Annotated in this window: 20 protein-coding genes and 1 tRNA gene; 3 read left to right on the plus strand and 18 right to left on the minus strand. The window is 33.8% G+C overall.

The genetic code is table 11. The features are described 5' to 3' along the window. Positions 1–261 precede the first annotated feature (261 nt). From IGI47_RS00005 to IGI47_RS00075, 15 genes are all read right to left on the minus strand, one after another. Entirely contained in the window at positions 262–1,020 is a 759-nt protein-coding gene (locus IGI47_RS00005; protein WP_438782956.1) for a Panacea domain-containing protein, read from the minus strand. Then, a complete protein-coding gene (locus IGI47_RS00010) occupies positions 1,020–1,667 on the minus strand; it encodes a hypothetical protein (RefSeq protein ID WP_438761341.1) in 648 nt (215 codons plus the stop codon). The genes IGI47_RS00005 and IGI47_RS00010 overlap by 1 nt, the downstream gene beginning before the upstream one ends. A 94-nt stretch (positions 1,668–1,761) precedes the next feature. Next, positions 1,762–1,835 (minus strand) — tRNA-Met (locus IGI47_RS00015). Positions 1,836–2,278: 443 nt separating this feature from the next. Next, complete coding sequence (locus IGI47_RS00020) at positions 2,279–2,710, minus strand: DUF4231 domain-containing protein (RefSeq protein WP_438761339.1); 432 nt, start codon at positions 2,708–2,710, stop codon at positions 2,279–2,281. A gap of 220 nt (positions 2,711–2,930) precedes the next feature. Continuing rightward, complete coding sequence (locus tag IGI47_RS00025) at positions 2,931–3,935, minus strand: N-acetylmuramoyl-L-alanine amidase (RefSeq protein WP_438761337.1); 1,005 nt, start codon at positions 3,933–3,935, stop codon at positions 2,931–2,933. Continuing rightward, positions 3,928–4,440, minus strand: coding sequence for a phage holin family protein (locus IGI47_RS00030; RefSeq protein ID WP_438784434.1), 513 nt, complete (start codon positions 4,438–4,440; stop codon positions 3,928–3,930). The genes IGI47_RS00025 and IGI47_RS00030 overlap by 8 nt, the downstream gene beginning before the upstream one ends. 79 nt (positions 4,441–4,519) lie before the next feature. Continuing rightward, on the minus strand, positions 4,520–6,244 hold the full coding sequence (locus IGI47_RS00035) for a BppU family phage baseplate upper protein (RefSeq protein WP_438782958.1): 1,725 nt from the start codon (positions 6,242–6,244) through the stop codon (positions 4,520–4,522). 143 nt (positions 6,245–6,387) lie between these two features. After that, positions 6,388–6,705, minus strand: a complete 318-nt coding sequence (locus IGI47_RS00040; protein ID WP_438782959.1) for a hypothetical protein — start codon at positions 6,703–6,705, stop codon at positions 6,388–6,390. 16 nt (positions 6,706–6,721) lie between these two features. Beyond that, positions 6,722–6,916 carry a hypothetical protein gene (locus IGI47_RS00045; RefSeq protein ID WP_438782960.1) on the minus strand — a complete coding sequence of 65 codons (195 nt, stop codon included), beginning with the start codon at positions 6,914–6,916 and terminating at the stop codon, positions 6,722–6,724. Further along, the gene (locus tag IGI47_RS00050; protein ID WP_438782961.1) at positions 6,917–7,237 is read right to left on the minus strand and encodes a hypothetical protein; all 321 of its coding nucleotides are present in this window, start codon (positions 7,235–7,237) and stop codon (positions 6,917–6,919) included. It lies immediately after the preceding gene. Between the two features lie 15 nt (positions 7,238–7,252). Next, a complete protein-coding gene (locus IGI47_RS00055; RefSeq protein WP_438782964.1) occupies positions 7,253–8,086 on the minus strand; it encodes a DnaD domain protein in 834 nt (277 codons plus the stop codon). Further along, positions 8,079–8,807 (minus strand): putative HNHc nuclease, encoded by a 729-nt coding sequence (locus tag IGI47_RS00060; protein WP_167592799.1) that lies wholly within the window; start codon positions 8,805–8,807, stop codon positions 8,079–8,081. The genes IGI47_RS00055 and IGI47_RS00060 overlap by 8 nt, the downstream gene beginning before the upstream one ends. A gap of 9 nt (positions 8,808–8,816) precedes the next feature. After that, positions 8,817–9,587, minus strand: a complete 771-nt coding sequence (locus IGI47_RS00065) for a DUF1071 domain-containing protein (protein ID WP_438761283.1) — start codon at positions 9,585–9,587, stop codon at positions 8,817–8,819. Beyond that, a complete protein-coding gene (locus IGI47_RS00070; protein ID WP_438761281.1) occupies positions 9,580–9,924 on the minus strand; it encodes a hypothetical protein in 345 nt (114 codons plus the stop codon). Before IGI47_RS00070 ends, IGI47_RS00065 begins: the two co-directional genes overlap by 8 nt. After that, a complete protein-coding gene (locus tag IGI47_RS00075) occupies positions 9,917–10,078 on the minus strand; it encodes a hypothetical protein (protein WP_438761279.1) in 162 nt (53 codons plus the stop codon). Before IGI47_RS00075 ends, IGI47_RS00070 begins: the two co-directional genes overlap by 8 nt. A gap of 349 nt (positions 10,079–10,427) precedes the next feature. Here IGI47_RS00075 and IGI47_RS00080 point away from each other — a divergent pair, with 349 nt between their 5' ends. After that, positions 10,428–10,652: a DUF2188 domain-containing protein gene (locus tag IGI47_RS00080; RefSeq protein WP_002299325.1), complete on the plus strand. Its 225-nt coding sequence runs from the start codon at positions 10,428–10,430 to the stop codon at positions 10,650–10,652. Here IGI47_RS00080 and IGI47_RS00085 read toward each other — a convergent pair. From IGI47_RS00085 to IGI47_RS00095, 3 genes are all read right to left on the minus strand, one after another. After that, positions 10,649–10,804 carry a hypothetical protein gene (locus tag IGI47_RS00085; protein WP_438782966.1) on the minus strand — a complete coding sequence of 52 codons (156 nt, stop codon included), beginning with the start codon at positions 10,802–10,804 and terminating at the stop codon, positions 10,649–10,651. The two genes, IGI47_RS00080 and IGI47_RS00085, sit on opposite strands and share 4 nt — an antisense overlap. 187 nt (positions 10,805–10,991) lie before the next feature. Beyond that, positions 10,992–11,270, minus strand: coding sequence for a hypothetical protein (locus tag IGI47_RS00090; protein WP_438761271.1), 279 nt, complete (start codon positions 11,268–11,270; stop codon positions 10,992–10,994). A 40-nt stretch (positions 11,271–11,310) separates the two neighbouring features. Then, positions 11,311–11,454 carry a helix-turn-helix domain-containing protein gene (locus tag IGI47_RS00095; protein WP_438782967.1) on the minus strand — a complete coding sequence of 48 codons (144 nt, stop codon included), beginning with the start codon at positions 11,452–11,454 and terminating at the stop codon, positions 11,311–11,313. Between the two features lie 275 nt (positions 11,455–11,729). On the opposite strand from IGI47_RS00095, the gene IGI47_RS00100 reads away from it, so the two are divergent. Together IGI47_RS00100 and IGI47_RS00105 are read left to right on the plus strand one after the other, a co-directional pair. Next, positions 11,730–12,155, plus strand: a complete 426-nt coding sequence (locus IGI47_RS00100; protein WP_438761267.1) for a helix-turn-helix domain-containing protein — start codon at positions 11,730–11,732, stop codon at positions 12,153–12,155. A 20-nt stretch (positions 12,156–12,175) separates the two neighbouring features. Next, positions 12,176–12,604, plus strand: a complete 429-nt coding sequence (locus tag IGI47_RS00105) for an ImmA/IrrE family metallo-endopeptidase (RefSeq protein WP_438761265.1) — start codon at positions 12,176–12,178, stop codon at positions 12,602–12,604. Positions 12,605–12,658 lie beyond the last annotated feature (54 nt).

A 12,658-nucleotide genomic window follows, 5' to 3' on the forward strand; every position in this document is an offset into this window, starting at 1 on the left:
GTCGAGTAGCTTCAAGAGGCAAAGAGTCGAGGTAAATACCAGAAGATCTGGTAAGAGTGTGAAGAATTTTACCTCGACATTTGCTCTGTGCTACATATTGAAGGATATAATGCGAACACGACATATAATATTTTTTTAATTATATAGCACAATATAATTAAAATCTATGAAACTAAGCTTTTTTATTCAATTTTGTTATAGCTGATATAAAAAATAACCACCCGAAGGTGGCTGAATAATTGGTATTTATATCTTGAAAATTTAATTCAATTTTTCTAATTCTTTATAATGATATTCTTTTATAAACTCATCCTTAATCACTTTACTTCTTGAAAACTCATCATAAGTTAAATCCCATGGTCCACCATCAACATGTGAAATTTCAACCAGTCGAGAAGCACTTAAATTCCAATACTTTTGAACTGTTTCTGCTAAAGATGCTAATATTTCAACCGCATCTTCATTCAATGCGATTTTAGCAAATACCAAAGGAACTCTTATATCTTTAAGCATGAATTTTTTTTCAGTTTCTTGTTCAATTTTTTCTCTTCCATATCCCTTGTATAATTGGTAAACCTCTTCAACTACAGGACCATACTTATAAGCAACAATGTGCTCCTCAAATAATTTTTTACCCGTATTTTTTAAATAAGTTGCATATGCAAAATAAATTAGTTTTTGCAGTTTCAAATTAGTTATGGATCCTATTGACAAGAAAAACTTAGCAACATCCTCAACGTGCATCTTTTTATCCGCACTAAGCAAATCAAAAAAATCATCCATATCTTCGATTATTGATATATCTCTAAAAAAAGAATCTTTTTCTATAACACTTTTCCAAGTTTTATCTTCAGTAATTAGTTTGTGAATACCAAACTCACTTTTAGACAACCTATACTGGCTTTGTTCAAAAAAATCTTGAATAATAGCTTTATCTAGATTGTCATTAGAAGCATAGTGCCAACCTATCCTTTTACCTCCAGCGTAATAACTTGCTATAGCAATAAAATGATACGCCATTATTCTTCCTCCTTTAAACTAGCTGTCTTATATTGCTCTGGCCAAATAATATAGTTACGTTTAGCCTTATGTATCTCATGAGAAATTTCATTACTACGAGCATAGGCTGTATTCCATATTTGTAATTCCCAAGGAAAATAGAAATTACTTACATTTTTAAAATAAATATGCGTTCCTTTATAATCCTCTTTATTTCTAGTATACCACTTCATCAAATTTTGTTCATATTTTATATCTTCTAAAAAATTTTGAATGTCTAAAGAATTAAAGTTAAAATCATCAATAATTAACCTAAATCCTAATAAATCATTTAAACATTTTTGAATTGGGCTCTCTCCGTTGTTATGATTGCAGAGATAATGATGAAGTTTATTTATAACTGACTCTTTTTGCTTAATTCTAATCCGTGCGTCCCATTCTGAATAATCATATTCAAAATTAGATGAAATTAGAGCCGTATTTAATCCAATATAATATTCATCTATATAATCTAAAAACTCTTTAGAAATTTTGGAACTATTTTCCACTACATCTTTCACACAAATACTTTTTAAGTTAAAAGAATTATCAATAAGATATACTCTAGATATTTCTTTATGTAATTTATTAATATCACATATTGCATTTTTCAATCTAAAAAAATCCATGATATTCTCCTAACTAAAAAATACTACAAAACATTTTATGAAATATATAGAGTACTGTCAATAACATTTTTCTACAGTGATTATAGTAAATTTATGTACCCTGTAGGACTCGAACCTACGACCGGACGATTATGAGCCGTCTGCTCTGACCAACTGAGCTAATGGTACAGGTTGTTGCCACAAGTAATAATTAGGTGATTTACTTAAAGGAATGGATAACATTGTGACAACAATCCTGTTATCTCAAAGCTAAAAGTGGGATAATATTTTATTATTAAGCATGAGATAACACGCATATTGTATATAATAATATTTAAATTTGTCAATGAGGAGCTTTTTTTTATAAAGTCAACCGGTATGAGAGTTGCTATTGACAAATGACTCTCGAACAGTGTTCATAATTCACCTATAAAAAGTCGTTGACTTCTAACTAAATCAAGTAAAAAAATATAGATAATAAATTTTAAATCTATTGTTCATAATGTTATTATTAATTTATAGCATTAAGAAAAAAGATAAGACTCTACATTCCTAAAAAAATGTAAAATCTTATCTCTTTTCTTAATTGCACAATTAGTACTATCTGTACTACTTTCTAATTAAATAAACTTTTAGTTATTAACTTGATTAAAATCAGAGATAATATCATTTAATTCAGTTTGAAGGGTTGTAACGATTAAATGGAAATTTTCTTCATCCGTTTTATTATATGGAGATGTTTTCGTTATATATAACAACTTTTCTTTTTTGATTTTCATTAATAACTCTGTCGAAGTCTGTACTTTATCTTGATAATGAAATGCAGACATCCCACTTTGTATAATTGTAATTGTTGCTGAAGCAATTGAAACAATCAATAGTAAGGACCTGTGTTCAGAAGCCTGATCAATTAATATTGGAATACTAGCTGATAAAACTATTTTTATAATATTTCCGATACCAATCACTCTACTATTAAATCGAATTTCTTTTTTTAATCTATTGATTGTAGAATCAATAGATTCGATAAATGCTTTTTGATCCATCATTTTCTCTCCAATCATTTTATTAAAATCATTAACAAAAATATTATAAGAGGATTTAAGTAAGTTCTAATTAACCGCACACAAAAATAAAAAACAATTGTATTTTAACAAAATTTTAATATACTTGTCAATTTGTGTACTTCTGCAGAACATTTACTTTATTGTTAGATAAGTGGCTCATGTTTATAGAATCTAAATAATAGATTTTTATGTACTGCCCCTCAACGAGGAGCTATTTTTATCGTTTTGGAATCGTCAACGCTAAATCTTTGAAGTGGAAATCTTGATGGCCACCCTTTGTATTTCCTGCTGGATCATTCGTTCGTCTAAACATAATATAAACATTCTTTCCGACAAATTTTTTCATGTCAAACTCACCTTTCATCCCATATTTTAACCCCTTGGCAACGCCTAAGTGTTTGTTGACATCTTCTCGAACGATTCCAGGAGTCGCAACTCTAGCTAATTCTTTGCCTGTTTGTTTATCCATTAAGAAAATATAACCGTATCTGTGATTTCCTGCTCCTTGCCAGCCTTGAATCGTTAAAATCCCTTTCTCAACTTCTTTCATCAATTCTAGTTTGGCTTCTTGCCCATTTGCTTTCTGAATCGGGCTTTCTGTCACATATTCATCGTGTGTTTTTGGCTTAGATGAGCTATTGGCATTTGTATTGTTTGAAGAAGATACTCCCAAAGATTCACCAGTAATTGCTTCGATTAATTCTTTCGCTACTGCATCAATGTTATCAACTAATTTCTTTACATCATTTGCATTAGAGATGAATCCTAGTTCAACTAAGCGGTATGGAATTCCACGATTAGAAAATACATTGCAGTTTAGCAAATCTGAACGTCCAAATGTTCCTGTTGGCTTTGATGATCCCCACAATCCAACATATTTCTCAATCACTTTTGCAATCGCAAGATCATTACTGTCCGCTTTAAATCGAGCATTGATAATCACATGACCATTTTCAGCGCTAGGATTGCTTGATCCATCTAAATGAAACTCTGTCACCGAAGCATAACCATTTACGTCATACGCGCCACCTCCAGCTTTTGTTTGTTGATACATATCTAGAGACTCATTGTAAAAATCAATCTGATTATTTTTTAGTTTTGCAGCCCATGCTTTTAGTTTTGGTCCTAAAATATTACGGGTAAACGTTGCTTCCTGATAGCCATTTCCCAGTGCTCCGGGATCACCTTGGCCATGTCCAAACACTACTAAATGTTTACTCATTTTCATCGTCTCCTTGTAAATGATTTGTTGGGAAATATTTTTCTTTTTTTACTTCAATTTCATCTTCTAGCCACTTAATTAGCCACATTGGAAATTTATCTTCCCAACCTAAAACAGCGATATTGGCCATCAAACTATAGAAATTATGGTAAATAAAAGCGAAGATAAACAAACAAAAAATAATGGAACCAGTACCTAACAAATAATCAAAGCCATAGGCAATCATGCAAATCACCAAGATTACAAAATCTCGAATAGCTGAATCGATCAGAGTCGTACTATTTTTCTTTTTACTTGTCGATAATTTGGCTAAACTAGAACCCACAGCCCATTCCATAAGAAAAACTGCTAATAATATTCCAATAACAACTGCATGCTCAATGCCTAATTTCTTTGACGTAATCCAATCAGGAAACACAAAAGAAATTCCTCCACCAATTGCACCGAATACCCAACTACCGTCATAACTCATTTTTAAAAGTTGATTTTTCAACAGTTCTATCATTGTATTCACTTATTTTCTTCCTTTCATAAAAATAAAAAGCGCACTCATTTGAGCACGCTACTAAATGATTTTATTTTCTTCAATCTAACCAATATGAAAATGTATCTAAATAACAATATTTAACATCTTTGCCACTGTCATTTCCTACGTATAGATTTCCTGCGCTAGTGACAGCTATTCTGCATGAAGTACTCAATGAATTAGTTGCCCCTAAGCCCATTTTAGTATCAGAAGGGGTGAGTTCATCTGGCAATGTAGAAATAATATGTTGTTGTGTTTGACTAGGCAATGTATTACTTGTTGTGGTTACCGCACCTCTAAATGATAGTTTTTTATGACCATCTATTGTGTCAACTCGATACTTAGGACTAGTTCCGTCTCCTCCTTGATAACCTTCTGTTAGTGATAAATCTTGCCATTCCCCTAGAACATAAGTATTATTTTTCATCCAAACAACATTCGCCGTCACTACTCTTAAGTCATCAATTAGCATTGCAATATTATTAGTATTTGTTTCCACCTCTGTTTCCTTAGCAAAATTTGCTTCTATATATTCAGAAGTCAAATCCCAGACAAAGTCATTTGGATTGTCACTATCCTTAATTCCTGTACCAAAATATTTGTACATTCTTTCTCCCGTTACTTGTTTTGATAGATAAAAAGGGGCAACTAATAGATTGGGCTGGTATGGTGTAGCTGATTCACCTTCTTCAATTTTAAGTTCATTTTTAATTTTGATAGTTCCTGTAAAGCCATTTAATAGTAATTGTAACCAGGCACTCGTTATCTCAGAAGGATCGAACGATACTTCATGTTGATTTGCCATTGTTTCTACTTCTATCCACTCATTTAATGGTAAATCACTTAACTTTATATGCAAATAAGAAAGAGAATCACTTTGTTTATTTAAGCGGTAAAGCAAATAGTTATTTGATGAAGCTGGATTATCTAAAAACACTTTGGTACTCATCGTGTATTTTTTATTCGGCGACAAAATTGGTACTTCTGTTTGTACATAAGCATTAGGATTTGTAGTGCTATCGGAAAGCGTGAATGTCGTCGCATTTTCTTCACTACCTTTTGTTACTCCCGTCCCAACAATCCAGTTACTTGAGTCCATATTTCTAAATAAATTGGGATTTCCACTATAATCATAGTCTCCAAAATTAATACTATCACTATACACGACGGATAAATTCTCTAAGTTTTCAACTATATGTTTCAGTTCAGCTACCTTATCTTGTAAACCTTGCAAATCTATTTTTGTATTATTAATTAATTCATTGATTTCAGTCATTCTTTCCGTAACCTGTTGATGGAATTGCTCATACTCTTCAGTAACTCTCTCAGCAGTTTGAGTATAAAGTTCATGAAGTTGATCAATTAACTTATTGTATTCTGTGATAATCGATTCCGCCTCTTCAACATCAATATCTGTATTTCCTAAAACAATGACTTTGAAATCACCGGTTGTATTTCTTTTACCTTCTTTTTGAAAAGAAAAATACGCTCGTTTATATATTCCTTCCATAGAAAATGCTGCGCTAGGAAATGTGTACTCAAATGTCCCTTCAAGCAACTTTTCAGGATCTGCTGTGATTCCTTCGGAATCTATAATTTTTGTTTGACCGTCTGAAATCAATCCCTCGAATGCAAGAACTCCGTCTCTTAAATCGATTGGTTCATTAAAATTACTCAAATGTACAGTAATTGTCTGTAACCCATTATCTCCAACTCTTCCATAAATAATAACTGGTGCTACTGGAGATTTAGAAAAATCCAAATTTATGCTTCTATTGCTCATCTTCTACAATCCTTTCAATGATTTTTTCTAATTTTTTTATACGTTTCTCTTGTACTTCAATCTTTTGAATTAATTAGCATGCGACAATCTAGTTTTCCCATTATTCTCTTCATCCATGTAATACATGGCTTTTACGACGTATGTCATAGCTCTCTCTCCTTCACTTTATTTACTTCACGCCATTTTGACCAGGTTGTGTTTCCAATTCCTCCGAGCGCTTCACGGATAGCTTTGACAGAGTAACCAACTTCTCTTAGGCTTCGATAGTCCTCGTAAGTAAAGCAATCAAAATCCATTTTTGGTAATGGTTTAGATTCGTCCATTGTGTCTGCACCAATCGTTTCAGCAATTTCTTGTACTAAATTCAATTCTTGATCAGATAATTCTTCAACAGAACGACTGCCAATGATTTCTAGCATCCGTTTTCTTCGCTCTCGTTTTTCTTGCCTTGTAAGAACCATATCACTACTCCATTTGCTAATTTCTAAACGCCCTACGCACTGTGTACGCTTCGTTAATGACTTTCTTCAACGTATCCGATGGATAGATTCGATGGTTTGCCTTTTTAACATCTTCCTCATACATCCAAGCGAGTTGTTCGATCGTTTCATCATCCAGAGAAAATCTCGGTCTTTTCTTAGGTGTCCCACCTGTTTGTTTTGGCTGTCCCACCTACACGACCACTCCTTTTTGTTGATTTTCCAAATATGTCTGTAACCCTCGGTAACACTCAGCGAATGACAAAGTGGAATACTTCCTCTTTTGTGTATGAAGCCCATCTTCTCGCTTCTCAAGGACACGTTCTAGCTTTGTAGGATCTACGTACAGCGCATAGTAAACACGCAATTTGCTCCAGCTCGAAGGATCATTTTTTATTTGGTCTTCGGTTAACTCTTTTAGCTGTCTATAAACTTCTTGCAAACATTGACGTTCATCGCCTTGTTTACATTCCCCCAGTTTTTTTAACAGCTTGAGATAGTTATATTCTTTCAAAGTATCACCTCACATTTAGAAAGGAACATCGTCATATCGATGCGCTTCTCTTTCTTTTCTGAGCCTTTCTTGTTCTTCATGGTCTGCTAACCATTTGGGGATAGGCTCTTTTCTAACAGGATTCCTTTTGAACGATTTAGGCGAATTTTCAGCCTTCCACGCTTCGTCTGCTAACTTCGCATCGTCTACCGTTTTGACACCACGTCTTTGCCAATCATTCAGCTTTTTAACCACATACCCAGCCGTATGTCCGCCATCTCTTGCTGAAATCTCAATGGCGTATAGAATGACCTCAAGGGCGACACCGTCTTCTAGAAAGCTCTGCACTCGATCGATGTTTTGAGGACTATCCATTGGTTTAATTTTTTGTTGGTAAAGTTGTGAGATCTGAGCCATCGCTGCTAGCATGCTTGTAGTCTCTGTGGTAGTCTCTGGGAAGTCTATGGTATTGGTGAGGTCATTTTGACCTGATCCATTGGTGCAATTTGACCCATCCGTCGGGTCATTTTGACCCAATCGTTGGGTCACCTCTTTGAGCTTGTCATAATCAATGGAATACCAAATCGTTTTATCAAATCCTGCTTTGTTATAATTTTCTTTAATTATTAGATTCTGCTTACTTAAAGAAGTCAAAGTGCGTTTAACTGTTGCTATGCTCCAAAATGGAAATTGTCCTTGCCATTCTTCATAAGTATTATGAATCCATCTCCTATTTTTAATCATTTTTGCACTTTTGCTATTCAACCAATAATGGAGCTGTTGCAAAATAATTGCTTCGTTCAGCCCAATGACTGTCGCTAATTTAGGCAATACTTGAATAGGATAATCATCAATTAGTAACTTACTCATGAGTACCTCTTTCTTGCTTATATCTATCATCAAAGCTTCTTATTTGATTCATATTCATCACACCAATTCGTATCAAATCTGCGCTATTCAAATAAATAGGATGAATTTGATACTTATTCATAAATTGAGTAACACCCATATTGTGCGCCTCGTTATGATGTTTCCGACATAATGCTGTCAACGGAAACTTGCGATGATCAACTTGTGATCTCTTTCTATTGCCTACCGCTTCTAAATGGTGAATATCTGCTCCAGATTGTCCGCATATGACACATTTGCGGTGTTTACAGCATTGATAGTGATAAAACTGTTCATGCTTTGGTAAAATTTCATAAGATCGTGGAAAAGGAACATTCCATTCAAACATGAAATCAAGTACCATTTCAATTAAGTTATTCACCTCTGCCACACTTGCATCTGAATTATCTGCGACACTTATTTCTGTAAAATACTGGATCACATACTCTTCTTTGAAATAATCATTTAACTGACTTGTTGAAGTACCAGACCATCTATGGATATCTCCTAGCAAAGCCCAATATAAAAGCCTTTGGGCTTCGCTAAACCTTCGAGGATCTGGTAGCTTCAGAACACCTAAAACTGCACGTAAATCATTCGAATACATCGTTTTTAATCGCTCAATATTTAAGTCTTCTTTTAACTGTACAGTTAACAATCGTTTTTCTTTGTTGTAGTTTGTTATAACGAATGATTGTTGCATCTAATCACTTCACATTGGTGGATTTGTAGGATCAAATAAAGAATCCTGTTGATCGTTTATTATTTCATCATGTTCAGTTGATGCTGATGACTCTTCTTTCTGTTGCTCTTCCTTTACTTTTGCTTTCATTTTTACTAGCGCATCGGAAGCTGTTTGTATCAATACCTCACAAGTTTCTACATCAATATCTTCAAATTTCCCAGCATATTGTATATTCGTTAAGAATCTCGTCATCGCTTTTTGTTGTGTCATCTTAGCAAGCCTTGCATTTTCAGCAACTAGTTTCTTAGCCTCATCTCGTTGCTCCTTCGTTGCCTTTGGCAACATTGGTAAATCTTCACCAGCATAGATATAAAGACCTAATCCAAACATTGCTAGATTTTTTACTAAACAACGCATAATCGTCTTATTGACATCAAACATTGAAGCTTTTTCAACTGTTATCCCCTTTTTGTTTCTTGTGTCGTACGTATAAGACTCTGATTTCATTGCTTTGTTTGAGTTATCCATGACTGGCAACCACATTTCATGTGTGATCCCATCTATTGTGACCTCGGTAAAAACCATATATCCTGTGTTCTCATCAAACACATAGGGCAAGTTATTCTCAAATTTCAAAATTCGATAGGTAGCGTCTGGATAACGTTCTTTAACAGCTTTCCATGCCCACGCCCATGAAAGATAGGACAATTCAGTACTTCCTGTTTTCTTTTTTTCAACGTATGGATTTACGTTAACAGCATTTAGATTTAGAAATATATTCTCTTTTTCTTCACTCACCAAATATCAACTCCATTTCTCGAATAAAGTCTTTTCCTTTACCTGCAGGTAAAATTTCTATCCAGTAACCATCGTATTCATCTAATACATCTAACAAACCATCACGAGTAACTATTACCCATTCTGGACGATTCGTTTGTTTGGTTAGATGTATCAAATGCATTTGGTCATATTTGTATACGAAGTTTCCGAAGTCATCTTGGTCATTATCTAGATGTTCACTAGTTAGCACATTTTTTCTAGGTTCTAATTTCAAACCATAATTATCTTCTTTGGTAGGATTCCCAAAATTCGGATTGGTAATATAATTGTCTAGTGACTGTACAAAATTATTCATGCTCAGTCACTTCCTTGAGTGTAGAATTAGCAAAATAAGTCAAAACTAAAGTAATGAAGTAAATCCAACCATATCGAATGTTAATAGTGGCGAAGCACATACCCACACCAACGAGGACATATGCTCCCTTCACATTAATTCGTGTTTTTTTCATTGAAATTCCCCCTTAACTGATAAAAGAACTGGAACGTCTTGTTTGTTGCATTCTTCGATTAATTCATCAATAAGGTTTTCAATTTTTTTATTCATGTGATATAATTCTCCCGATATAATTTTTGGTTTGTGACTCATTGCTTTTGACGGCTGAGTCACTTTTTTATTTCTTCTGGCGTTCACGCCATTGTTCCCCTAACAATCTAGGTTTCATTTCTTCGTGGTATTCCTGATTTAGTTTTCGCATCAAGTGTTGATGCTCTTGTAAGGTCATTTAATCCCTCCTTCGTTTATTGAATTTCTCCATTTCTATTTGATAAAATATTTTTATAGAAATGGAGGTGAATATTATGGGGAAAAACCAACATGTCGTACCTAATTCCAATGGCGGTTGGAATGTCAAAGGTGCTGGAAATTCCAAAGCGACTGCCCATACTAATACAAAATCTGAAGCAGTAAAAATCGCTAGAGAGATTTCTAAAAATCAAGGTTCCGAGCTATTTATTCATGGCCGAGATGGAAAAATTCAAAGCCGTGATAGTCACGGAAACGATCCGCATCCACCAAAAGGTTAATCATATTTAGGAGTTAACCGAATACGATAACCATCAGCAGGAGTTGTATCGGTCAATGTAACTTCTGCTACTTTTTTACCTTCTTCTGTTTCAACGATTAATCTTGTGTAATTTTCTTCATTTAAAATTCCCATTTTCTCTTCTTTCTTCATGTCAACCCTCCTTCGTATCTCGCCGTCACCACCTCCAAGAAGAGGAGTTGCTCATGCAAGTAGGTATATGTGCGAATTTAGTTTTGTTTTTTGTAGTTTTTGAAGGAAATCGCAACTCCTCTTTTCGGAAGTGATGAGTGTAGAACAATATACATGTTTAATACTTACAACACTCTGTCCGGGAGTCTCATCTAATTAATTTATGCTTGTGTAAATATTCGAATACTTCTTTTTTATTCCAACATTCAGTGTTTCCTTTTATGTGATAAGGAAATCCTTCAAGGTAACGAAACGATTTGTCAAAAGTATCTGGGTCACAGCCGATAGCAGCTGAAATTTCTTTTCTATTGAGAAGGAATTTTTCCTCGTCGTTTATTTCATCTAAAATTTCACGAATAGCTTTCCTTAATACAGACTTCAACATTTCTTTGAATGACTCGACAAAATCAGTTGCAAATAGGTTCATCATTGTCCACTCCTAAATTAATATCTAAAAGTTCTTCGATTTATTTCAAACGTTCCTTTGGTTTTCTTTTTTCAGTGAAGATATCTCGTAAATAAGTAACTGATATACCCATTTGGCGAGCTAATTCTCGTTGACTCCAACCTTTCTTGACTAATGCAATTAATACTTGTTGTTTTAAAGTCATTAAATATCATCTCCTTTTTGAAACGAAAATTTTACATTGTTTTTTTACTTTGAGATTGACACTAGATGTAATATATTGCATAATGTAAGCATAGGAAATACAGCGCACAAAATGTGAGCTTTACTTATGTCTGGGGAGACTATTAAGTGATTACTTATTTGCTTTTTGTGCGTCTTAAATATCTTGCTTACAAATAAAGTATAATGCAATATTTTACATATGTCAACTTAAAAATGTAAAATTTTACTTTTTTGTAGTCTAGGAGGAATAAAACAATGCTTTTAGATAGAGTTGACAATCTTATTAAAGAAAAAAAAATGACCAGAGCAGAATTAGAAAGAAAGCTAGATTTTAGCGCTGGAAGTTTAAGAAATTGGAATAAAAGTACTCCATCTGGAGATAAAATACAAAAAGTAGCAGATTTTTTTGATGTTAGTACTGATTACTTATTGGGAAGAACTGATAAACGTCGCTACTACGACCTCACTGAAAAAGATGAAAGAGATATTCAAAGAGAATTAGAACTGATTATCGAAGATATGAAAAATTCCGATGCAATTGCTTTTTCTAAAGATACGGAAGAACTTTCCCCTGAAGCACGTGCCGCAATTCTTTCTTCGATTGAAGAATCATTACGTATCGGAAAAGCTCTCGCAAAGAAGAAATATACTCCTAAAAAATATCGTGGTAATCAACAGTAACAAACTGGGGGAATTGTCATATGCTTTTATCAGACGTGCCGTATAAAATAAAGAAATTGAAAAAGCATTATGGGACCAATGATCCATTCAAAATAGCTGAAAAGAAAGGTATCACTGTTCTATATGGCTATTTTGGTGAGGAAGTATATGGATTTTATACAAAAAATCGACGATGTAAATTTATCCATTTAAACGCAGAATTGCCTTATCAAAAAATGCTTTTTGTTTGCGGTCATGAATTGACTCACGCTATTTTTCATCCAGATGATAACACAGCACAAATGACCGCAAGCAGTCTTTCTTCTACATCTAAAATAGAAGCTCAAGCCAATTGCGGTGCAACCCATTTATTGATAGATGGTTCACATATAGACGAACTCTACTGTCCAACGAAACAAGACATCCTTAGATTTTATGGAATTCCTCTAGAAATGGAGTGTTTTTTATAATTAAGCATCTTGGCCATGCCGTTTAGGAGGTGGTGCCAAATTCTCTAAAGCATT

The organism is Enterococcus sp. AZ191 (genome assembly GCF_051713845.1).
Classification (GTDB): domain Bacteria; phylum Bacillota; class Bacilli; order Lactobacillales; family Enterococcaceae; genus Enterococcus_B; species Enterococcus_B durans.